The organism is Aquabacter sp. (assembly GCF_965279295.1).
Lineage (GTDB): Bacteria > Pseudomonadota > Alphaproteobacteria > Rhizobiales > Xanthobacteraceae > Aquabacter.
In genome coordinates this window covers 351763-372500 of the sequence record NZ_CBDIHQ010000013.1, presented here as the reverse complement: position 1 = coordinate 372500, position 20738 = coordinate 351763, and the positions used below count along the sequence as shown (strand labels likewise).

18 protein-coding genes are annotated in these 20738 nt (G+C 60.8%); 10 read left to right on the top strand and 8 right to left on the bottom strand.

The window, feature by feature from the left end; genetic code table 11:
* Positions 1 to 145: 145 nt before the first annotated feature.
* Complete coding sequence (locus ADADO0_RS08585) at positions 146 to 934, top strand: IclR family transcriptional regulator domain-containing protein (RefSeq protein ID WP_511304704.1); 789 nt, start codon at positions 146 to 148, stop codon at positions 932 to 934.
* 221 nt (positions 935 to 1155) lie between these two features.
* Positions 1156 to 1704 carry a recombinase family protein gene (locus tag ADADO0_RS08580; protein ID WP_511304703.1) on the top strand — a complete coding sequence of 183 codons (549 nt, stop codon included), beginning with the start codon at positions 1156 to 1158 and terminating at the stop codon, positions 1702 to 1704.
* Between the two features lie 159 nt (positions 1705 to 1863).
* Here the strand turns inward: ADADO0_RS08580 and ADADO0_RS08575 are convergent, their stop codons facing one another.
* A complete protein-coding gene (locus tag ADADO0_RS08575) occupies positions 1864 to 2757 on the bottom strand; it encodes a LysR family transcriptional regulator (RefSeq protein WP_511304702.1) in 894 nt (297 codons plus the stop codon).
* A 103-nt stretch (positions 2758 to 2860) separates the two neighbouring features.
* On the opposite strand from ADADO0_RS08575, the gene ADADO0_RS08570 reads away from it, so the two are divergent.
* Complete coding sequence (locus ADADO0_RS08570) at positions 2861 to 3499, top strand: NADPH-dependent F420 reductase (protein ID WP_511304701.1); 639 nt, start codon at positions 2861 to 2863, stop codon at positions 3497 to 3499.
* Positions 3500 to 3638: 139 nt separating this feature from the next.
* Positions 3639 to 4241: a glutathione transferase GstA gene (gstA, locus tag ADADO0_RS08565; RefSeq protein WP_511304700.1), complete on the top strand. Its 603-nt coding sequence runs from the start codon at positions 3639 to 3641 to the stop codon at positions 4239 to 4241.
* Positions 4242 to 4651: 410 nt separating this feature from the next.
* Here gstA and ADADO0_RS08560 read toward each other — a convergent pair whose 3' ends face one another.
* The 5 genes from ADADO0_RS08560 to ADADO0_RS08540 all read right to left on the bottom strand — a co-directional run bounded on the left by ADADO0_RS08560 (position 4652) and on the right by ADADO0_RS08540 (position 11753).
* Complete coding sequence (locus ADADO0_RS08560; protein ID WP_511304699.1) at positions 4652 to 5944, bottom strand: DEAD/DEAH box helicase family protein; 1293 nt, start codon at positions 5942 to 5944, stop codon at positions 4652 to 4654.
* Between the two features lie 169 nt (positions 5945 to 6113).
* On the bottom strand, positions 6114 to 6746 hold the full coding sequence (locus ADADO0_RS08555; protein ID WP_511304698.1) for a tyrosine-type recombinase/integrase: 633 nt from the start codon (positions 6744 to 6746) through the stop codon (positions 6114 to 6116).
* A gap of 269 nt (positions 6747 to 7015) precedes the next feature.
* Positions 7016 to 9469, bottom strand: coding sequence for an AAA family ATPase (locus ADADO0_RS08550; protein ID WP_511304697.1), 2454 nt, complete (start codon positions 9467 to 9469; stop codon positions 7016 to 7018).
* Positions 9466 to 10053 (bottom strand): hypothetical protein, encoded by a 588-nt coding sequence (locus ADADO0_RS08545; protein ID WP_511304696.1) that lies wholly within the window; start codon positions 10051 to 10053, stop codon positions 9466 to 9468. Before ADADO0_RS08545 ends, ADADO0_RS08550 begins: the two co-directional genes overlap by 4 nt.
* Positions 10050 to 11753 (bottom strand): SIR2 family protein, encoded by a 1704-nt coding sequence (locus tag ADADO0_RS08540; protein ID WP_511304695.1) that lies wholly within the window; start codon positions 11751 to 11753, stop codon positions 10050 to 10052. The genes ADADO0_RS08545 and ADADO0_RS08540 overlap by 4 nt, the downstream gene beginning before the upstream one ends.
* 592 nt (positions 11754 to 12345) lie before the next feature.
* On the opposite strand from ADADO0_RS08540, the gene ADADO0_RS08535 reads away from it, so the two are divergent.
* Positions 12346 to 12960, top strand: a complete 615-nt coding sequence (locus tag ADADO0_RS08535) for a hypothetical protein (RefSeq protein WP_511304694.1) — start codon at positions 12346 to 12348, stop codon at positions 12958 to 12960.
* A gap of 218 nt (positions 12961 to 13178) precedes the next feature.
* Here the strand turns inward: ADADO0_RS08535 and ADADO0_RS08530 are convergent, their stop codons facing one another.
* Together ADADO0_RS08530 and ADADO0_RS08525 are read right to left on the bottom strand one after the other, a co-directional pair.
* Positions 13179 to 13811, bottom strand: a complete 633-nt coding sequence (locus ADADO0_RS08530) for a tyrosine-type recombinase/integrase (protein ID WP_511304693.1) — start codon at positions 13809 to 13811, stop codon at positions 13179 to 13181.
* Positions 13812 to 14007: 196 nt separating this feature from the next.
* Positions 14008 to 14754 carry an SDR family oxidoreductase gene (locus ADADO0_RS08525; RefSeq protein ID WP_511304692.1) on the bottom strand — a complete coding sequence of 249 codons (747 nt, stop codon included), beginning with the start codon at positions 14752 to 14754 and terminating at the stop codon, positions 14008 to 14010.
* Between the two features lie 263 nt (positions 14755 to 15017).
* Between ADADO0_RS08525 and ADADO0_RS08520 the strand changes: the two genes are divergently transcribed.
* From ADADO0_RS08520 to otnI, 5 genes are all read left to right on the top strand, one after another.
* Positions 15018 to 15920: a LysR family transcriptional regulator gene (locus ADADO0_RS08520; RefSeq protein ID WP_511304691.1), complete on the top strand. Its 903-nt coding sequence runs from the start codon at positions 15018 to 15020 to the stop codon at positions 15918 to 15920.
* 212 nt (positions 15921 to 16132) lie between these two features.
* Positions 16133 to 17062: a ketopantoate reductase family protein gene (locus tag ADADO0_RS08515; protein WP_511304690.1), complete on the top strand. Its 930-nt coding sequence runs from the start codon at positions 16133 to 16135 to the stop codon at positions 17060 to 17062.
* Positions 17063 to 17351: 289 nt separating this feature from the next.
* Positions 17352 to 17975, top strand: a complete 624-nt coding sequence (locus ADADO0_RS08510; protein ID WP_511304689.1) for a helix-turn-helix domain-containing protein — start codon at positions 17352 to 17354, stop codon at positions 17973 to 17975.
* Positions 17976 to 18100: 125 nt separating this feature from the next.
* Positions 18101 to 19414 (top strand): MFS transporter, encoded by a 1314-nt coding sequence (locus tag ADADO0_RS08505; RefSeq protein WP_511304688.1) that lies wholly within the window; start codon positions 18101 to 18103, stop codon positions 19412 to 19414.
* A gap of 457 nt (positions 19415 to 19871) precedes the next feature.
* Positions 19872 to 20732: a 2-oxo-tetronate isomerase gene (gene otnI / locus ADADO0_RS08500; protein WP_511304687.1), complete on the top strand. Its 861-nt coding sequence runs from the start codon at positions 19872 to 19874 to the stop codon at positions 20730 to 20732.
* Positions 20733 to 20738 lie beyond the last annotated feature (6 nt).

The following is a 20738-nucleotide window of genomic DNA, read 5'->3' as shown; positions in this document are numbered from 1 at the left end:
ATCGATTTTGGACGCGTGTTGACGAGGGGCAGCTATCCACTCAACGTTGCAATCGGCGCCAAGACATGACGCTTCAGACGCACCTGATGCTTTAATTTACATATAGATAGTTATTAGTAAGTAACTCTCGATTTACATGTTCACAATGCTCGATGAGATCGCCATGCGCGCCGTAACTAGAAGCTTATCGGTCTTGAGGTGCATGAATTCCTATACCGGGCCCCATACGATTTCTGAGCTGCAGAGCCGAACCGGGATTTCTCGCCCGGCGCTGTACCGCATTCTAGAAGCACTTTGTTCGCTCGGCTATGTCCGCCTGGCGGACCATTCTCCAGGCTACCAGCTTACGCATTTAGTCCGCTCACTCAGCATCGGGTTCGATGAGGAGCACTGGGTCGCCGATATTGCCAGCCCCATCATCCAGTCGCTTCAGCGCCAGATAATCTGGCCGACTGACCTCGCGACCTATTGGAATGGTGCAATGTACCTCCGAGAAACCACCCGGCAGAATAGTCCTTGGACCATCGATCGCGCTTCCATCGGCCTCAAGCTACCCATTCTTGGGTCCGCAACAGGCCGTGCCTATCTCGCTTTTTGTCCCCCTAGGGAACGTGCAGCGATTACATCGATTCTGTGTCATCCAGATACCGCTTCTAACAAGGCGGAAAATCCCCGGGATATTGAGCAGATCGTGAACCACACTCTCAGCGTCGGATACGGCGAGCGCCACGGCGGACTTATTCAGGAAACCGGCTCGATCGCGATTCCCATTTACGACAATGGCCGCGTACGCGGATGCATCAACATCACTTTCATTGCGTCTTTGCTCACACCCGCGCAGGCCGCAGCCAAATACCTGGGTGATTTAAAGAAGGCGGGGGCCGAGATAACAAAAAACCTGAACCTTATGCAGTTGGAAGACGGCCCGCTTTAAGAGCTTAATTTTCGCCTAATAAAGCGCATCGCCGGTCACATCTCTATATCTAACAGACAGGTCCTTGTCCTCCGCAATCCACGTTCAGAGAGGCGTGATGTTTCGAACACCGAAGATTATTGATCCGCATATTTCTCATATTTCTAAAATTATGAGACACGTACCGGGCTCAACGATATCAATTACTTGCGTGTCTCATATTCTAGTCTTATAAGTAACGCATGATTTTCGGCTATGCACGTGTATCGACAGATGGTCAGTCTTTAGAAGCCCAGATCGAACACCTCAAATCAGCCGGATGCCAAACGATCTTCTCCGAGACCGCCAGCGGTGCAAAGACCGAGCGGCGCGAACTTCGCAAATGCCTCGCCAAGCTCAAGGGCGGCGACGTCCTGATTGTTGCTCGCCTTGACCGCCTAGCCCGTTCGACACGGGACCTGCTCAACGTTCTCGCCGAAGTGAGCGAGCGAGGTGCCGCTTTCCGATCCATCTCGGATGCCTGGGCGGATACAACGACCCCTCATGGCCGCTTGATGCTCACGATCTTGGGGGGGCTGGCAGAATTTGAGCGGGAACTCATTCGCTCGCGGACGGGCGAAGGGCGCGTGCGGGCAAAGGCCCGTGGGATCAAGTTCGGGCGCAAGCCGAAGCTTTCGCCCGACCAGCAAGCCTACGTCGCTCGGCTGAGGGCGGATGGTGAGGGCGTGCGCCAGATCGCGCGGATCATGGGGGTCAGCAAAGCCACTATCGGGCGTATCCCGGCGCGTTAGTGAGGGGATGCGCCAAGAGCGGTCATTCGGCTCAGCCGCCAGAAGCGGAACTTGATCAACAGACCAAACGGGGCAACAGGTTCGTCAGGACCAAAAAACTTAACAACACAGCCAAGCCCGTGAGAGGCGGCCATCCGGCACGGCCCATCGCCTTTGTCGTCATTTCTCCTTCCGCCGAAACGCCGCGGCGAACGCGGCCATGACTGCGGCAAGCGCCGAGCCTGCAGGACCCGGCGCGCGCAACATCCACACGGCCCAAGGAGGCGGTGCGTAGGCGTCGAGTACCCTCACGAGAACGCCCGAGCCGATGAGCGCGGCCGTTCCCTCCGAGCCAGCCTGCCCGATCCCGGCCCCAAGCACTGTTGCTGCGCGCAGGGCATCCGAACCGTCCACGGTCAGTGCGAAGTCGGGTTGGATGCGGCGCGTGCCGCCCGGTGCGCGGAACAGCCACGGCATCATCCGTCCCGTCGCAGGAAGACGCAGGCCGACAAGCCGGTGCTTTGGGAGATCATCGGGCGTTAGAGGCATCCCGTGCCTCGCGAGATAGGCGGGCGCGGCAAGGGTCACGAGCGGCAACGGCGCAAGGCGCCGGGCGAGGAGGCTGGCGTCGGCGATACGGGGCGCAATCCGCACCGCGAGATCCCAGCGGCCGCCGCCCAGGTCGGCCAAGTGGTCATCGAGGGCCAACTCCACGCGCAGGGAGGGGTACAGCTCCAGGAGCGAGGCCAAGGCGTGCAGCAGGGTCGGAGCGAGGGAGGCGGCGGCGGTCACGCGCACCGTACCCGCGACCCCTACCGGTGCGCCGAGACGGCCGGCGGCAGCGGCGAGTGCGAGGGCTGGGCCTCGGACCTCGGCGAGGAAGCGCTCGCCGTCGGGTGTGAGAGAGAGCGCGCGGGTCGAGCGGCGGAACAGGCGCGCACCGTGCGTGGCCTCAAAGCGTCCGACGAGGCGGGCAACGGCGGCCGGGGTCACGCCGAGCTCGCGCGCGGCCCCGGCGAAGGAGCCGGCCTCGGCAACACGGAGAACGACAACGGCGGCGCGCAGAGTGTCCATGCTTCATTCAATACATTTGGTTGGTTCAATCGCAACATCAGTTGTCCTCCCCTGCATGGCGCGGCGCCCTTACCTTCGGAGTATCAGAAGTAGGAGAACGATGATGCGCATTGGAATTGTGGGTATTGGGCCCGTGGGACAGACCTTAGGGACCATCTGGGCGCGGGTGGGTCACGAAGTGGCCTTCGGCTCGCGCGACCCGGCTCGGGCGGCGGAGGCGGTTATGGGGCTTGCCGGTGCGAGAGCGACAACACAGGAACAGGCTGCGGCGTTCGGCGAGGTTGTATTGTGGACGCCGCGCGGCGTGATGCCTGCCAACCCGGACATGCTCGCCGGGAAGATCGTACTTGACCCGAACAACCGAGAGCCCGGTCCGGTCGGCGATTACGCCTCACCGCGTCCCCAGGGACCAAGCTTCGCCGAGCAGCTGCAGGCAGCCGCACCTCGGGCGCGCGTTGTAAAGGCTTTCAATACTGTGGTGATGCGATTGCTGAGGGAGAATCCCGAGCGGCTGACGGAGGTAGGAGCACAGGTGTTTCTCGCCGGCGACGACGCGGAGGCGAAGATGGTGGCTGCCGCGCTGGCGGCGGATGTGGGGCTGGCGGCGGTTGATCTCGGGGGGCTGGACGCGGCGTGGCTGGCAGAGACGATGGCCGACGCGTTCCGCCAGGCCATGAAGACGAGCCCTGCCGGATGGCGCCAAGCGCTGGTGTTCGCCGACCTTGCAGGAAGGCCAGATTGAGATGGACCGTCATCGCAGAGGCGTCGCTCAGAGCGGATGCAGCAGTCTCAGATCGACCGAGCGCGAGTGGAAGCCTTGGCCCGAGCGGCTGAGGAGATCCGCGTCGCCGCGCCTACTCTCCCTATAGCAGGTAGATCCAATGAAGCTGTTCTACTCTCCCTCCTCATGCTCTTTGTCGCCGCACATCGTCCTGCGCGAACTCGATCTGCCCTTTACGCTCGACCGCGTCGATCCGGTGACCAAGCGAACCGAGTCTGGAAACGACTACCTGGCGATCAATCCGAAGGGCTACGTACCCGCGCTGGAGCTTGATGACGGGGAGGTTCTAACCGAAGGCCCCGCGATTACGCAGTATCTCGCCGACAGATACGCGCCTGGCACTATCGCGCCGCTTTCCGGCACGATCGAGCGGGCACGGGTCAACAGCTATTTGGCCTATATCAGCACCGAGTTGCACAAGCCGTTCGAGCGGCTGTTCGATCGAGCGCTGACACCTGAGGCCCGTGCCTCGACCATAGCCCACCTGAATCGCAGGTTTGCGCTGATCGAGCAGGAACTCGCTGATGGACGGGCGTTCCTGGCCGGTTCGGCTTTCACTCTCCCCGACGCCTATCTTTTCGTGATCCAGCGATGGGAAGCGTTCACCGGCTTCGATTTCTCGCCGTTTCCCAGCATCGTAGCGCACGCCGCGCTGATCATGGCTAGGCCTGCGGTTCAGCTGGCACTTGACGCCGAGAAGTAGGCAACGACATCGAGAGGCCTACCCTCCACATCCTCTGGGACTGGGAATGTTCGTTATAGCCTGGGAGAGACAAGCCACTGCGTCGCGGCACAGGAGCTATCCCGCTTCGATCATCGGCGTTACGCAGCTCCCCAGAATTCGTCCGCAGCGGTGGAGGCTGTCTTCGCCATCGCGTGATCCGCGAGCGCCAGAAGCAGACCTTGCCAAGTGCGTATCTGAACGCCCGGTATGGGGCCGTCTCCGTACTGTCAGCTATCGGTAGCGATGCAGTGTAGCCGACCTTCTGCACCCGACCCCATCTCGGTCATTAGCAGCTTCACCTACGATTCCTCAAAGCAGCCAGTGTCCGCGAGCACGGCTGGGAGGTCTTGGCTGTGGGCACGCTGCGCAGTTGGACCTTGGCGCCGCCTTTAAACCTTCCTTCCGGTTGGCCTATCGCGTGGGTGCCACTCGGTTTCCGCAGAACTGCCTGAGTAGCCGCCCAATCGCTTTATCCTGTGATTGATTACATACGCCTGCGGCTCTATCCATTTGCCGTTCTTAACGATATCAGAGCTGTAAGCAGTCAGGGCTTCCATGAGTCCTTGGTCAGTGGAGAACTCGTAGCAGAACTGAGTGAAAGCCGAGTAGTCCAGCATGACGAAAACATCTACGATACATTGCATCTCACGGTATCGAGCGACGAATTTATCGCCTTGGTCCAGGAACATTTCCTGTACTATTATGAGGCTGACAATACTTTTTCCAGCTGTGTCAACGTCCAGGTTTTTGTCCTTGACGGCAAGCTTGAGGATATCGTGTCCGCGCGCATATTTCGCCGCCCCCTTAGCCTGGTTGACGGCTTTCCCGATCTGGTGTTGTGAGGTACGCCGCTTCCGATCCAGCGTGCGGACCAAGCTAACCCCGGTGTTGGGACTGTCCTTGGCCTGTATCAGAATCAGATGAGTAGAGTTTTCCGCCATCACATCGACGAGTTCCTTACCCGTATCTCTGCGGACTGGATTCAGAGCAATCTGGGGACCTCTAAAGGCGCTTTTCAGATTGAGGATTATGTCCCGTTCTTGGAAATAACCGGCATCTTCTCGCTCAAGCGTGGAAAGCGAATGTCCCGCGCTGCCTAGGTAGTCATGGGCCTCAGGACGGAGGTCCGAGATGAATATGTCGGAAGGAAAGAGTTCATCTTCGAAGACCACCTTTATGGCCCTGTCGTCGTCTGCCGCCGTCCTATTACCGAACCACTCCGCCAGGGCGGCGTAAATCCCCGTCACAGTTTCCTCGGGGTAGGTTAGCAGGCTGATCGGCGTGCGCTGGACAATCACGCTACCGCCGTCCCGAAGGGTGGCCCGGTAGCTCATCCACTCCCGGTTATGCTCGTCCAGGAAGTGGATATCGAGTTCGTCGTAAGCGAGCAGTTCGAGGATGTCCTTGCCATCGGGGTCATTGAAGATGCCCGTCTGAACGACCAGTGGCTCATCGTCATCGTCGAAGAAGGCCGTCGTCAATGCGACGGTAAGCCCTGAGGTGGACATAAGCGGGGCGAGGTAGAAGCTGAAACCACCGTTTAACTTTGCAGCCAGGATGTATTCTTTTTGAGCCTTGATGACGAGCAACAGCTTGCCGCTCTCGGGATGCCTGACAGGCAACAACCCGCCAGGATACCCGTGGACTAAAGACATCAGTTCTGGATGTTTGAGGGTGAGCATGACCAAACCTAACGCAACAGTGGGAAAAAGGAAGCGAGCGCTCTGGCAGCTTACAGTGACATGCCTACTACAAGCCGCCGGTCAGTTATCCACCCAAAGACCGACAGGCAGGCAGCATATCCTGCGCGTCAAAGCGGCCATCCACGCTACCTCGGATGGCCGCCCAACGTCAGATTTCCGTCCGCTCTGCCAGCAGCAGAGCGTCCTCCACGTCGACACCAAGATATCGGACCGTGTTCTCAATCTTGGAGTGACCGAGCAGGATCTGGATGGTGCGGATGTTGCCCGTCGCCTTGTAGATCATGGACGCCTTCGTGCGACGGAGCGAGTGAGTGCCATATTCCTCTTGGCGTAGGCCGATCGCGGTGACCCACTCGTCGACTAGGCGAGCATACTGCCTTGTGCTCATGCGGTGCGCATGATCGATGCGGCTCGGAAAGGCATAGTCCTCAACGGTGCCGCCGCGCCGTTCCAGCCAAGCCAGCATGCTGGCTCGTACGTCGCTGGTGATCTCGAACTGGACCGGCCGCCCCGTCTTCTGTTGCACGACGATCGCGCGAGTCCTGATCTCCGGACCGGCGACCACATCACGGATCCTGATCTTGGCGAGGTCGCAGCCGCGAAGCTTGCTGTCGATGGCCAGATCGAACAGCGCACGGTCACGAATGCGTCTTTCGCGATCGAGGAAGAATCGAATGGCCCATATCTGTTTCTGGGTGAGCGGACGCTTGGTGCCGACATGCTTTCCCGCATTCCAAGCTGCACGCTCGCGGCTGGCATCATCAAACTGGGAATGGCCCATGTGACTTCTCCTTGGCCTTGATTGGCCGACGGAGAAACGTCAAGGGCCAGTACCGCGCAAGGGCCGGGAGCGGACTGTCCATTATTGGAGTCTTCAAACAAGAATCGGACATATTGCTGATGAATGTGCGAGGCCGAAACTGACCCATTTCCCGACCTTAGTAACGGCTGCTTCTAGGAAGTTTGGTGATCTTCGCTTAATCGGCTGAAACTGGCGCACGGTAAAACGCTTGAGTTCTGTCGTGGAACCAACCCTAGTGGTTTGGTGCATTAGGCGGCGATGGCGCGATCGTCCTCGAAGGTGAATGCGCGTGGTGTCGCGACCGCTTCGCCATCGAAGTTGCGTGTGATCTCGACCGCTATCAGGCTATCCCCTGGAAAGGCGGGGCTGAGCTCAAGGGTCAAATAGTCGAATAGGGCGCGCTCGTGCACGGCGATCACCACCTGGCGATCCATGCCCTTTGAAAGCGAGCGGAGCAACGCGGCGAACTGCGCGATGTGAACATCGTCCATCGACTGGACAGGGTCGTCGAGTATCAGCCAAGGCATGCGAACCGGAACGGATAGATGAAGCGCGAGGAAAAGGGTAAGCGCAGCGGTGTTGAGATTGCCCTGACTGAGCATCGCTCCCGGTGAGCCGGACGCCTTGCCGGAGCGATGCAGCGTTTCAAGCACCGCCTCGACCTTGCCGCCGCTGCCGATGGGAAGCCGAAACGCGGGTACGAATTGCTCCGATGGGGCCAGCCTGACGAACAGATCGCGCCAAACCCTGTTGAGTGATGTGTTGAACACCTTCTTGACGATGTCAGAGCGCACTTTGTCGGCGGCTTCGGAGACCTTCTTCGCGTATCCGCGCGTAGCGTCAATTTTCTTGTATGCCGTGTCGAGGGTCTGGAGGCGCGCCAGCGTCTCATCGCGTTCCGATCGCAGGATGGCTATCTGAGCGATGTCGTTGATACGCAGGTCGAGCTCCGAGCCGGCCCTAATCCTGACGGCGGCGACGCGCTCGGCCTCTGTGACGCGCTCCTCGACAGTCTTAAGGGCCTCGGCGAGCGCGCGATCGATGCTCTCGAAGCTGCTGGTCGAATTTTGCAGAACGGCCTGCACCATGGTCTCGATTTCGGGAAGTAGTGTGACCGACTGCTCGTCTCGCCGGCGGGCTGTCATCACCGCCTGTCGGGCGGCGGCCGCATCGGCAATCAATCTGCTTCCTTCTGCGGCAGTTTGCTGAAGGTCGGACAGGCGTTGCGCCAGGTCCGTCATCTGGGCCCGGCGAACGGTGAGCTCGGCGAGCTCTTCGGCAGAAAGCTGTCCGTTTGCGGCGCTGAGCAGGTCGCGCTGGGCGGTAGCCAGACGCGAACTCTCTTCGGCCCGCGCCGTCGCCAGCGACTGGATACGGCCGGCTTCGCTGGTCAGGGATGCGATCTTGGCGGCGACATGAGCCGACAGCGACCCGGCGTTCACCTCGGCGTAGTTGCGGCTGCAGACCGGACATATCTCGCCGTCGATGTGGGGAACGATGTCGGCGAGTGCGTTCGCGAGCGTTTTTGCATCTTCAGCCGCACCGGAAAGGTCCCGGTTGAGCTCCTCGATTCGTGTGGAAGCGCGTTGCACGGTCGCATTCAAGGTCGCGACCCTTTCGCTCGCCGTAGCGTGAGTCGACAGCAGTCTTTCGCAACGCACGGCTTCTGCTTGCGCGCGGCGCTGCGCCTCCGATCTGCCTTGCTCGGGGCCGTTATCCAATGAGGGCACGTCGGAGAAATGGGCGCGGACCGCGTTGATCGCGGTCTCGAGGGCATCGCCGCCCGCTGCCCGCCATGTGGCGAGCACTTCGCCCGCCGCCCGATCAGCCCTTTCCCTTCCAGCTTGGTCGAGGCTTAATTCTTGCGACGGCAGCGATCGCCATCGTTCGTGGAGCCCACGCAATTCCGAGCGTGTGCGGGTGAGCTCCATGAGTTGACGATCGCCGTCTCGGGCGGCTTGTAGCCTGTCCTTGAGATAGCCCATTTCGGTGGTCTCCTTGACCACCAGCACCGCGTCGTCGACGATGATCGAGGAGAGGATTTCGTTGAGGCGGGTGAGCCGTTCGCCAGCGGCCTTTGCCGCTTCGTCGATCGCCTGGTCCTTGCGGCGGCGCTCGTCGTCGAGCGAGGATTTGAGCGCCTCAAGGCGACGATAGTCCGGCACAAGCTTCCGTACGCGCGTGACGTTGAAAGCGTGATCGAGGCCGTCGACCAACGCGTCGAGCGGATCGAGGCCGAGCAGTTCTTTGACGAACAAGGTCAGCGGCGACGTCGTCCCGGTTTTCTGGTCGTCATAGATTTCGAGCAGGCGCCCGAGAGTGGCCTGCGGCAGATAGCATCGCTCCGCGAAGAAGCGGGCCTCGTCGGCATCGAGCAGGGGATTGGGAAGAAAGGTGTTGTCGGAAAAGGCGAGGGCGCCGGCGGTGGTCGCTCCGTCGATGAGAGGGGCTGTCGTGGTTAACGAGATCGAGCCGCCGCCGGTGTCGAGCGTGGTGAGATATGACTGGTATCTCGGCCCCTCGGCCGCGAGATGCGCGATCTTGCCGGTGAGCCCCAGCTCGAGTGCGGAAAGCACGCTCGTCTTGCCCATACCGTTGGTGCCGTGGATCAGCACCACCTGGGCGTCAAGCGGCACGACCACCTTGCCGCGAAGGCTGCGAAAGTTCTCGACGACGAGGTTCTTCAGCCGAACACCAGTCATTCCTCGTCCCCTTCATCGCCGATGGCGGCATCGACGGGGCCGGCGATCGCGTCAGCAAGCACCGTTTCGACCGCCTCCTTGCCGCGCGGCGCCGCGCTGATAACGGCGTCCATCAGTTCGCCCGTGGCGGACGCCGCCGTGGCGGCGCGCAGGTCGGCTTCCCAATCGAGCAGCGTGTCGACGGCAGGCGGCTGGGTCAGCGGCAACAAGACGGCGAGCCAGTCGCGCACCGCGCTGATCGCGTCAGGTCCAGTCGGCGCGCCGACAGGCAGGACACGGCACACCTTGCTGATCGACTGGAGGGTGTCGGCGCGCGGTTGCCCGGAGGTGAGAACCGCGGTCACGGGCCGTTTCGATCGCATCACGTCCAGAGCGCGCGTAAGCGCCATAACCTTACGCGTCACCCCGTCATCGACGGTATCGCCCTTGAGCTCGATGACGATGACGAGGTCATTGGCTCGTTCACCCGCGACGAGCGCATGCGTGAAGTCGAAGGAGATCGAGCCGATCTTGAAGGGCTTGGGAAGCTGGCGATAGCCACCTTCTTGAAGGAGAATATCGAGGACGCGGTCCGCCGTGCTCATAGTCCCACCTCGCCGCGAAACCGGTCGCGCAGTTCGTCGAGGTCGGCAGCGCCGCCGAGCATCGGACCGAATGCGACGTAGCGCGGCCCAAGGGCGCCGCTGCGCATGGCGCCACTCGGACTGCGCTGCTGTCGCTCGGAGACCCGCCCGGAGCAGATCACCACGGCATCGTCATCCGTCTCGTCGAAGGCGCCCGCGTCGAGCAGGCTGGTGACGGTGTCGTCATTGGCGGCGAAAAAGATGCGTGTGCTGGCGTTTGGCGAGGTGAGCCGCAGGGCGCCGGTTCGCGGATCCGCAGGGTCGTCGATCGAACTGACCCAATTCGCCGCCTGTTCCTCTATTCCGATCAGGCCCAAGGCCACGGCAGCTTCTCGCTGGCCTGAACTTTTCAGGGCCAGCTTGTTCTTCATGCGGTGCACCGGTTCACCGTCGAGCGGGAAATAGGTCTGGACACCTGCGGCGCTGACGCCGTTCTGCAATTGGTGGCGGGCGCGAGCGAGCCCCGCCGCTATGGCGCGGGCAAGCGCAGGCCGGTCGGCATCGCCGGCATCGGCCACGCGGTCGCGGAGAGCCCTTATCCCCTCGGCGATCGCGGTCCGCGCCGGTTGATCGAGATTGGCTGCCTGCGCATCGCTAGCCAGGACCTCGAGCTTGGCAGCGAGAACATGGAGAAGCAGCCCCAGCAGCAACGGCTTGGCGTATGCCTGGAGCCGCGCCGCTTTGCAGATCTCGTCGCGGTGCGCCTCGTAGTCGGCCTCACTATAGGCTCCGATCAGAACATTCTTCTGATCGTCGCCGAGTTCCTGCGCGGAAAACACGATCGGGGTCGGCTGGTCGGTCCATTTCCAGCCTTTCTGGGCGTTCATCGAGGCGAAGAGATGCTTGATGTTTTCATCCTGCGCCGACATGCCGATCATGAGCGTTCGGCTGCGCTGAACGAGGGCGCCAAGCTGATCGCGCACGATCTTGAAGGTCTCGCTGCTCTTCCAGCCGGTGATCTGGGCGGTACGCGCGACGAGCAGCGGGCGATAGCCAGTCTCGTCGGCGATCGCGCGTAGGGCGCAGCCGTGAAACTTGTAGAGAATGGCTGCCGCGGCCGGATTGCGGAGGTCTTCGCCAGTCACGGTGATCCGATAAAAAGTCTCGTCGTAGCCGAGCTCCTGCATCGCCGCTTCGAGCAAGCCGTCCCAATTGGCGGTGGCGAGTTCGGTCACGACCCCTTCGAGGGCAAGCATGCCGATGGCCAGATGCTCTGCGTCGGCGGACTGTGCGCCGAAAGTGTGGGGAAAGTCGAGGCCAACCCATAGCAAATAATCGAGTTTCTCGCCCGGTATTTCCACCGACAGCACGGCCGAATACTGATTCCAAAGGCGCTTGAGAATATTCTTCAGGCTTGGCCAGGTCGATACCGGCTGGGCGAGGTCGATGCCCGCACGTTCGTCTTCCGAGGGAGCGGCCATCCCGATGATCTTCTCGAGCGCCAAGCGGTATCCGCACGCTGCCGCCGCGGTGGAACGGGCACGCAGGAATTCGAGGAGCTTTGCCAGGACGCCGTCGAGCCCGACGACACGATCGCGCGATATACCTGATCCGAGCCAGAACGCATATTGCCCGTGCGCGGCGCCGTTGCTCAGCCCTGCGAATTCGCCTTCGAACAGCGCAAGTGTTTCCTTGACTGAAATAGAAGCGGCGTCCGGCAAATAGATCTCCCCCACTACCTATTCGCAACGTTATGCGTGCACCGGTTATTTGGCCACGTCTTTTTGCAGAAGAGCGGACTGCTGCGACGCGGCACGCACGCAGGGGCCGCCCGACCTTGTTAAATCACACATGTATAGGTTTCCCCGTCGATCACCCGCTGCACCTGTTCTCTATTCCGCGCCCCACCCTCCGCTGAGGTCGCCTTTTGGGCCGTGTCCGTCGACAGAGCAATGACCGAGATGGGGGCGCTTTCCTGACAGACGGCTTCGGGGCCGGGAGCGGACTGTCCGCTATCCGGTAGCGAATGCAGTGTAGCTGCCGTTCTGGACCCGATCCCATCTCTGCCAGTCAACCTTCGTGGACGGGCTCCCTAAAGCTGCAGCTCGTTCACTATTCTGGCTCCGGCGCCTTGGGGACTGTGGAACGAACCCGCTGCCTGGGAAGGCACGTATCTCAACGGATGCCTGCCACCGAGGTGCCTTGAATACGCGGTTGGTCCTCCCTATCTCTGCATCGTGAACGGCGCGGGAGCCGAAAGCTTCCTCGCAGCGGTTGATAGCCGCGACATTTGACCCCGACCCGGAGATGAGAATGGCTTGCCTGCCTGTCTATTCGACTTTGTTTTCCTGCCTCCATGATGAAACTGGACCCGTAGGTTCCATTGGGCGCGGTACTCACTATTCCGTTCTACGTAGCGTCGAATGGCTCGACGTGGTTCGTAAGCCGCTTGCAACTCCCCAAATTCACGACTTCGCGGTGATCTGGGATGAGGATCATGACACCCGCGTCATTCCGGCTATCGAACGCATCTACATGGCTGGCCTGCTTTCCCCGGTCCAGTTCATTGGCGAAAGAAAGGGCTGCCTTTCCGTCATCGTCGCCGCGAAGTTCTTCTTTCACGGTGACGAGGCAGAGCTGGAGCAATATCGCGAGGCAATAGGGGAGATTGCGACTAACCTCGAATTTGATAGCTGGACATCCGAGGTCGGCACATTCGATCGAGAGCTTGGGTCGCCGCACCAAACTGACACGGTGGGGATCATCAACGATACGGACGTTAAGGTGGAGACCTACCTTCGGAACATCGATAATCTCTGGCGGCTTGGAACTCGCCTCTATAAGCCGAAGCAAGACACCCTTTCTCCGGGGTTATTTCAGCCCGAGCCGCCTTGGTTCAAGACGCCTCTGCCATTCTTGGCGTCATGAAACTGATGGACCAAGGGTGAGTAGCCTCATTCGCGCAACGAAAATTTGGGGGCTTACCGCCTGACCCTCCCCGGTGACGCTCGGACCAAGTAAGGCAGTTTGCCCCGCGGAATCGCCTGAAACCTGCCAGTCCGTTTCCCACCCCAGGACCGACGGCCAGGCAACATATCCTGCGCGTCAAAGCGGCCATCCGAGGTAGCGCGGATGGCCGCCCAACGTCAGATTTCCGTCCGCTCTGCCAGCAGCAGAGCGTCCTCCACGTCGACACCAAGATATCGGACCGTGTTCTCAATCTTGGAGTGACCGAGCAAGATCTGGATGGCGCGGATGTTACCCGTCGCCTTGTAGATCATGGACGCCTTCGTGCGACGGAGCGAGTGAGTGCCATATTCCTCTTGGCGTAGGCCGATCGCGGTGACCCACTCGTCGACCAAGCGAGCATACTGCCTTGTGCTCATGTGGTGCGCATGATCGATGCGGCTCGGAAAGGCATAGTCCTCAACGGTGCCGCCGCGCCGTTCCAGCCAAGCCAGCATGCTCGCTCGTACGTCGCTGGTGATCTCGAACTGGACCGGCCGCCCCGTCTTCTGCTGCACGACGATCGCGCGCGTCCTGATCTCCGGACCGGCGACCACGTCACGGATCCTGATCTTGACCAGGTCGCAGCCGCGCAGCTTGCTGTCGATGGCCAGATCGAACAGCGCACGGTCACGAATGCGTCTTTCGCGATCGAGGAAAAATCGAATTGCCCAGATCTGTTTCTGGGTGAGCGGACGCTTGGTGCCGACATGCTTTCCGGCATTCCAAGCTGCACGCTCGCGGCTGGCATCGTCAAATTGAGAATGGCCCATGTGAGTTCTCCCTGGCCTTGATTGGCCAAGGGAGAAACGTCGAGGGACCCTACCGCACAGGGGCCGGATGCGGACTGGCCGCTATTGGGGACTTCAAACGAGGAGCGGACATAAGATTGAGGTGGCTTTCGATAGAGAGACCATGGCGACGACAGCCGTAGGGATGAGGTCAGAGCCTGACGCCCGACACGAATGGCTAGAACTGGGTCAGGCCGCCATCGACGACCAACTCCGTGCCGGTGGTGTAGGAGGAATCGTCACTGGCCAGAAAGAGCGCGGTCTTCGCGATCTCCGCCGCCTCACCGAAGCGCTTCAGGCCGATCTTCTGCGTGACGCCGGCCGCGACCTCCGACAGCGCGGCGTCCGGAAGGCCGATCTTCCCGTAAAACGGGGTCGCGATGGCCCCCGGGCTGAGAGCGTTCACGCGGATGCCGCGGGGCGCCAGTTCCGCGCCCAGGGTGCGGACGAGCGAACGGGTCGCAGCCTTTGTCGCGGCGAGGATCGACAGGCCCGCGAACCCGATGGTGTTAAGAAACGACGTGGTGACGATGATGCTGCCTCCACCGGCCATGACGGGCGCGGTCTTCTGAATTGTGAAGAACGTGCCGGTGAAGTTGAGGGCGATGTTGTCGGCGAGATATTCCTCGCTCACGGCCTCGAGCGGGGCGACGGTCGTAGCGCCGGCATTGGCGAAAACGACGTCGATGTGGCCGAACTTCGCCCGGGCTTCCGCGACCGCACGCTCAATGTCGGACACCTTGCGGATGTCGGCCCGCACCAGCAGAGCCTTGCCATCCAGAGCTTTGCCAGCTTCGGCCAGACGCTCTTCATTTGAGCCCACCAGGACCACATTGGCGCCCTCGGCTTGGAAGAGCTTCGCCGTTTCCAGACCGATTCCAGAAGTGCCGCCGGTGATAAAGGCCACTTTGTTTTTCAGCTTCATTTCAATCACTCCAGTTGCTGTTGGTTAGAGGTGGAAACTTCAAGTCAAGCGGGAGCCGATCGCATATTGGATTGCCTCCTCGCCTGAGACGGAAGTTGCACCTCGCCGGCTTGCTGTGGAATGTCCTGAAAATGCGCAACATCTAACCAAAAAGTTGAGAGATGGAGTGGCGCGCCTTATGGATGGTGCGCTAGAAGAAGTTTCGGCGGAGCGCTGATGGTGCGCACGGGAAGGCAGGCGTCCCTTTGGACCGTTTAGAAGCTATGGCGATGCTGGTGTCCTCCATCGAGGAGGGGAGCTTGTCCGCCGCTGCCAGAAAACAGCGTGTTCCCGTCGCGACACTAACGCGAAACGTCAACGCACTCGAAGCGCTGGTCGGCACGAAGTTGCTGATCAGGACGACGCGGAAACTTCAGCTGACCGACGCTGGAAACGACTACATCGCCTCGGCGAAACAAATATTGGAACAGGTCGATGAGCAGCAGCGCCGCGCTGCCGGCGAGTTTATGGCCCCGAGAGGCGAGCTCGTCGTCACCACGCCGGTTCAAGTCGCCCGACTTCGCGTCTTGCCCGTCATCAACAAATTTCTCGCCTCCTACCCGGAGATTAAGGTTCGGCTCCTGCAATCTGACAGCAATGTCGATCTCGTCGATGCCCATGCTGACGTCGCCGTCCGGATCGGGCCGCTGCGCGACAGCAGCCTCGTCGCCACGCGAGTCGGCAGCCTGCGCACGGTCCTGGTCGCGAGCCAGGGTCTGCTGGAGAAGTTGGGGGAGCCAAAATCTCCGCACGATCTTGTCGATTATCCTTGCGTCATGTTTGACAACCCCAACCTATCGCCCTGGCGTTTCCGCAACCCCGGTGACGGACAGCCTTTTACGATCGCGAATGCATCGAGGTTGACCGTTTCGTCACCCGACGCAGCCGTCGATGCCGCCGTTGATGGTATTGGCGTGACGGTCGTCCTTGAGCACGACGTTGCCTCGGCCGTGGCCGCAGGAAAGCTGCGCTATGTTTTGACCGAGTTTGAATTGGGTCCACTGCCGGTCCACGTCATCCATACCTCGCATGGTGTGATGCCGATGAAGCTTCGAGCTTTCATTGATTTCGCGGTGCCAAGGCTCCGGGCGGACTTGGCCGAATTTGGGCGGGTCTCATCAAATTAGCGATTGCGGGGCAGGATGCATCGCACCACGGTCAATGGATTGATCGGCGTTGGACTTCTGATCCGAGCGGTAGTCAGGCCGGTCGAGGGGCTCGCGCCGACATGACGCGAACGCATGCACCGCTGTCGGCGATATTTCTACTATGGTAGATTTTTTGAGGCTGCGTTAAGGTGCCGGGGGCTGCAAGGGCCCTCGGATTTCGCGAAGCGGAAATGGTCATGCGGATACTTATTCTCGGCGCCGGTGGTATCGGCGGCTATTACGGAGGTCGGGTACTGGCATCGGGAGGCGATGTCACATTCCTTGTGCGTGAGAAGCGGGCCGCGCAGATCATGCGAGACGGGCTTGTGATCCGCAGCCCGAAGGGTGATGTCCAACTGAATGCAGCCACGTTGTCCCGCGCGGATCGACCTTTCGACATCGTGATCCTCGCTTGCAAAGCATATGACCTTGAAGGCGCGATGGATGCCATCGCCCCGGCCGTTGGAACCGACAGCCTCGTCTTGCCGCTGCTGAACGGTCTGCGCCATCTTGATGCCCTTGACCTCCGGTTCGGGCGTTCGAGAGTGCTCGGGGGGCTGGCTCATATCGGCGTTGTGCTGAATGATGCGGGGCACATTGAGCACCTTAACGCGCTCGAGTTTTTTGCCCTTGGCGCACGCGACGAAGTGCAGTTGGCACGGACCCAGGCTCTCTACGGCATCCTTGGTCGGGGCGGCTTTTCACCCCGGTTGAGCGCGTCGATCATGCAGGACATGTGGGAGAAATTCGCCTTCCTCTCAGCCTACGCCGGCATCACATGCTTGATGCGCGCGCCGGTCGGCGCGATCTGCGCGACGGCTGCTGGCTGGGATCTGGCGATCGCGATGTTCGAGGAATGCTCCCTTGTCGCGTCAGAAGCTGGCTATGCGCCACGTCCTGAGTTCGTAGAGGAATCCCACGCGACCCTTAGTGACAAGTTGTCGTCTGGCACATCTTCCATGATGCGCGACATGGCGCGGGGCGGCCGCACCGAGCATGAGCATATTATCGGAGATTTGCTACGAAGAGGGAGCCAAGCAGGCGTCGCGCTGCCTCTCCTGACCGTCGCCTATGCGAACCTCCAGGCCTATGACATCCTTCGCCGAGGATGGCCGCTGTGAGGATATCCGGAGCACCGGGTTCGGCCAAGCACTAACGCCCCTTGTGCAAATCGGCTTCTGCAAAGCCCTGCCGCCCCAGGGCGCGCTTCACGATGTCACCTTCTGGGCCGGCGCCCGCAATCACGCTCTCGCCGCTCGCGCGACGGGCAAGACGTCTCGTGGAAACCACCCCTAACGGGAGATGGCAAGGCATTGAACCCCTTCAACGGGCTGAATACACTAGTGTCAGGGCGACACATCGCCTGCCGGCGAGCTGGTGCGCCGAGATTCGGTTCGCTGATAGACCTGTTTGAAAGTTGGAGCGATGGTTGCTTTGTTTCGCCGGCCGCAAACTCGGCCGGATTTCTCGACGACGTCCGTCGGGCCTTTGTTGGCAGATAATCTGCGCCGTATGCGAAAGGAGCGGGGCTTTACGCTCGATGCCCTCAGTGAGCGCTGCGGGGTCAGTCGGGCGATGATTTCAAAGATCGAGCGTGGAGTTGCGACCCCGACGGCGACCGTGCTTGGCAAGCTGGCGGCGGGCCTGGGCACCGGATTGTCGGTGCTCGTCGGTGGCTACCATACGCGAGCGCCGACGCTGCTATATCCGGTCGATCAGCCGATCTTCCGCGATCCCGAATCCGGCTTGGAACGGCGCTCCCTTTCCCCACTATTCCCTGATCGGTCAGTGGATTTTGCCTTGAACAGCCTCCCTGCGAAATCGCAGGTTTCCTTTCCGCCGCACCATCACGGCGTTGAAGAATACCTTTTTGTGAGTCGTGGCATTCTCGACGTCGTCGTTGACAACCAACGGTTCACCGTGCCGCAAGGGGCATCGCTTTTCTACCACGGTCATGTGAAGCACGAGTTTCATAACTCTACCGACGACGATGTGGAATTTTTCATCGTGGTGGACAGCACAGCCGCCAGATAGCGGGGCGGCGCCGGTTCGCCGACGAGCGTGTCTATCCGGTAATTTCTACGATATTACCAATTTGGCACATAAGGTGGAATCCATCTTGCATAGCCCGCTGCTCCCTCAAGTGAAGGAGCTTCTTGATGACTTATCCGGTCGACGCTGTTTCAGACCTAGCCCAGCCAGTGGAAGATCGTCCAAAAGCCAGAATGCGCCGATGGGTGCTGATCTCTACGGCGATCGGCTCCATCATCGAATGGTATGATTTCTATATCTACGGCACCGCGGCTGCACTCGTGTTCGGCAAGCTGTTCTTTCCGGCTTCAGACCCCGCCGTCGGCACGCTCGCCTCGCTCCTAACCTTCGCGGTCGGGCTCCTCGCACGCCCCGTCGGCAGCATCGTATTTGGTCATTTCGGCGATCGCCTTGGTCGTAAGTCGATGCTGATGCTCAGCCTGCTTCTGATGGGCGCACCTACCGTCTTGATCGGGCTGCTTCCGACCTACAATTCCATTGGAGTGTGGGCGCCCATTTGTTTGGTGGTGCTGCGTATAATCCAGGGCTTTGCATTGGGCGGCGAGTGGGGTGGAGCGGTCCTCATGGCCGTCGAACATGCGCCAACTGGCAAGCGAGGCCTGTTCGGCAGCTTTCCTCAGCTCGGTGTGCCCGGTGGAGTCCTGCTTTCCCTCGGCGCCTTCGCGCTGACCAGCCAACTTCCGGAGGCAGATTTTCTGGCCTATGGGTGGCGACTGCCGTTTCTCGCCAGCGCAGTTCTGGTCGTCTTCGGTATCGTGATGCGTTGGCAGATATCGGAGTCCCCAGAATTTGAGAAAAGCCGCACGACCGGCAAGTTGGTGAAGATCCCATTCACAGTCCTGCTTCGCAATCACTGGAAGCAGGTGCTTCTGGCTGCGGGTGGAAAGGTCGGAGAAGTTACGCTGTTCTTTCTCGTCACGGTCTATCTTGTGTCCTATGTCTCAACGCACATTTCTATACCGCGGTCCGCCGTGCTGAACATGGTCCTAGCGGGTGCGGCTCTGTCGTTCCTGCTCATGCCCCTGGCTGGCGCTATGGGCGATCGGTTTGGCGCACGCCGTGTCTACGTTCTCGGCTGTATCGCGCTTGCGGCCGTAGCCATTCCGATGTTCGCCCTGATCGAGACGGGCGATCCGACGCTTGTGGCGATTGCTCTGATTGTGCCGCTCGGATGCATCTATCCCTTTATCTTCGGCACCCAGCCCGCCTTGTATTCCTCCCAATTTCCGCCGGAGCTGCGCTACAGCGGGATATCCTTGGGTGTAAGCCTCGCCAGCGCATTGGCCGGTGGCTTTGCTCCGGTGATTGCCACCGGCATCGTAGCGAGTTTCGGCAACGCACGAATGGTGGGCTTCTATCTCGCCGCGTTGGCCGTGGTCTCGGCGCTATCGGCGATGCGCATGGGAAAGGCGCGCCAATGACGCAGGAAACGCCCAATATTGGGTATCCCACGCTAGCTCGGAGCTAGATTTCTGCGGGCGGGTGGCGGCAGGTCGCCGCCCGCCATATTCCGCTTTCACACAAGGCGGGTCTGGCGGCTGATCTGATGTCGTGGACGCAGAGGCCTCTCACTGGCTGGCATTATTCCGCAGTCAGGACCGCTGAGGGCCGAATTCTCCTATCGGAGATTTTGGAGGATCGCTCGTTGCGTGGGTGGACGCTCCGCGATCGAGCTTAAAATGCGATCATTTGCTCGCATGATGCGAGCATTTTGTGTGCAGAGAGACGGTCGCGTTTTCGTCATGCGCAGAATTCTCCTATAGTATCATTTACGCAGATTGGTCTACTATCGTGGCACGCTTCTCGCAGGGAGGGGCGATGAAACGTCCACCGTGCGCGCTCCAGGGACGTCGGTGCACCTCGCCAGAGAAGGATGCCATGCCGAAGTTCGCTGCCAACCTCCACTACATGTTCAACGAGATGCCGTTCCTCGATCGCTTCGCCGCCGCCGCCCAGGCCGGCTTCAAAGGCGTCGAGTTCCAAGTGCCCTACGGCTTCCCAGCGGAAGTGCTCGCGGCTCGGCTCACGCAGAACAAACTCTCCATGGTGCTCATGGATACCACGCCCGGCGATTGGGACGCGGGCGAGCGGGGCATCGCGGCGCTGCCGGGACGGGAGGAGGAGTTTCGCCAGGCGCTGGAAACCACCATCGCCTATTGCAGCGCGCTCGGCTGCGACACGGTGCACGCCATCGCGGGCGTCGTACCCCCCGGCATCAGCCGCGAGGCGGCGGAGACCACCTTCGTGGACAATCTGCGCTATGCCGCGGACCGCTTCGCCGCCCACGGCATCACCGCCGTCATTGAGCCCATCAATGGCGGGCGCGACCTCATCGTCGGTGGGGAGACCTATACCACCTACGGCATGCGCGGCTTCTTCCTGAATCACACCCGCGACGCCGTGCGGATTATCGAAAAGGTGGGGCGCGACAATCTCCGGCTACACCTCGACGTCTATCACATGCAACTCACCGACGGGAATCTTGCCGAAACGCTGCAACAGACCATGCCGTTGCTTCAGCATATCCAGATTGCCGGCGTTCCTGGCCGCAACGAGCCGGACCGAGGCGAGATTAACTATCCTTTCCTGTTCGAGCTCATCGACCGCCTCGGCTACGCCGGCTGGATCGGTTGCGAATACAAGCCCCTCACCACGACGCTGGAGGGCCTGCAATGGGCGCGGCCCTATGGCCTGCTGCCCGGCGCCCCCGCCCCGGCCCCGCTCGTTCCCCAGACCTGAAATCGG

What these genes read in the sequence shown, in the direction of transcription:
- ADADO0_RS08585 (WP_511304704.1), top strand. Translation starts at nt 146, where the DNA reads ATGCTCGATGAGATCGCCATGCGCGCCGTAACTAGAAGCTTATCGGTC.
- ADADO0_RS08545 (WP_511304696.1), bottom strand. Translation starts at nt 10,053, where the DNA reads ATGAGCACGGCGGACCGCGTCCTCGATATTCTCCTTCAAGAAGGTGGC.
- ADADO0_RS08525 (WP_511304692.1), bottom strand. Translation starts at nt 14,754, where the DNA reads ATGAAGCTGAAAAACAAAGTGGCCTTTATCACCGGCGGCACTTCTGGA.
- ADADO0_RS08505 (WP_511304688.1), top strand. Translation starts at nt 18,101, where the DNA reads ATGACTTATCCGGTCGACGCTGTTTCAGACCTAGCCCAGCCAGTGGAA.
- ADADO0_RS08535 (WP_511304694.1), top strand. Translation starts at nt 12,346, where the DNA reads ATGGCTTGCCTGCCTGTCTATTCGACTTTGTTTTCCTGCCTCCATGAT.
- ADADO0_RS08555 (WP_511304698.1), bottom strand. Translation starts at nt 6,746, where the DNA reads ATGGGCCATTCCCAGTTTGATGATGCCAGCCGCGAGCGTGCAGCTTGG.
- ADADO0_RS08550 (WP_511304697.1), bottom strand. Translation starts at nt 9,469, where the DNA reads ATGACTGGTGTTCGGCTGAAGAACCTCGTCGTCGAGAACTTTCGCAGC.
- ADADO0_RS08515 (WP_511304690.1), top strand. Translation starts at nt 16,133, where the DNA reads ATGGTCATGCGGATACTTATTCTCGGCGCCGGTGGTATCGGCGGCTAT.
- otnI (WP_511304687.1), top strand. Translation starts at nt 19,872, where the DNA reads ATGCCGAAGTTCGCTGCCAACCTCCACTACATGTTCAACGAGATGCCG.
- gstA (WP_511304700.1), top strand. Translation starts at nt 3,639, where the DNA reads ATGAAGCTGTTCTACTCTCCCTCCTCATGCTCTTTGTCGCCGCACATC.
- ADADO0_RS08520 (WP_511304691.1), top strand. Translation starts at nt 15,018, where the DNA reads ATGGCGATGCTGGTGTCCTCCATCGAGGAGGGGAGCTTGTCCGCCGCT.
- ADADO0_RS08570 (WP_511304701.1), top strand. Translation starts at nt 2,861, where the DNA reads ATGCGCATTGGAATTGTGGGTATTGGGCCCGTGGGACAGACCTTAGGG.
- ADADO0_RS08580 (WP_511304703.1), top strand. Translation starts at nt 1,156, where the DNA reads ATGATTTTCGGCTATGCACGTGTATCGACAGATGGTCAGTCTTTAGAA.
- ADADO0_RS08560 (WP_511304699.1), bottom strand. Translation starts at nt 5,944, where the DNA reads ATGCTCACCCTCAAACATCCAGAACTGATGTCTTTAGTCCACGGGTAT.
- ADADO0_RS08575 (WP_511304702.1), bottom strand. Translation starts at nt 2,757, where the DNA reads ATGGACACTCTGCGCGCCGCCGTTGTCGTTCTCCGTGTTGCCGAGGCC.
- ADADO0_RS08530 (WP_511304693.1), bottom strand. Translation starts at nt 13,811, where the DNA reads ATGGGCCATTCTCAATTTGACGATGCCAGCCGCGAGCGTGCAGCTTGG.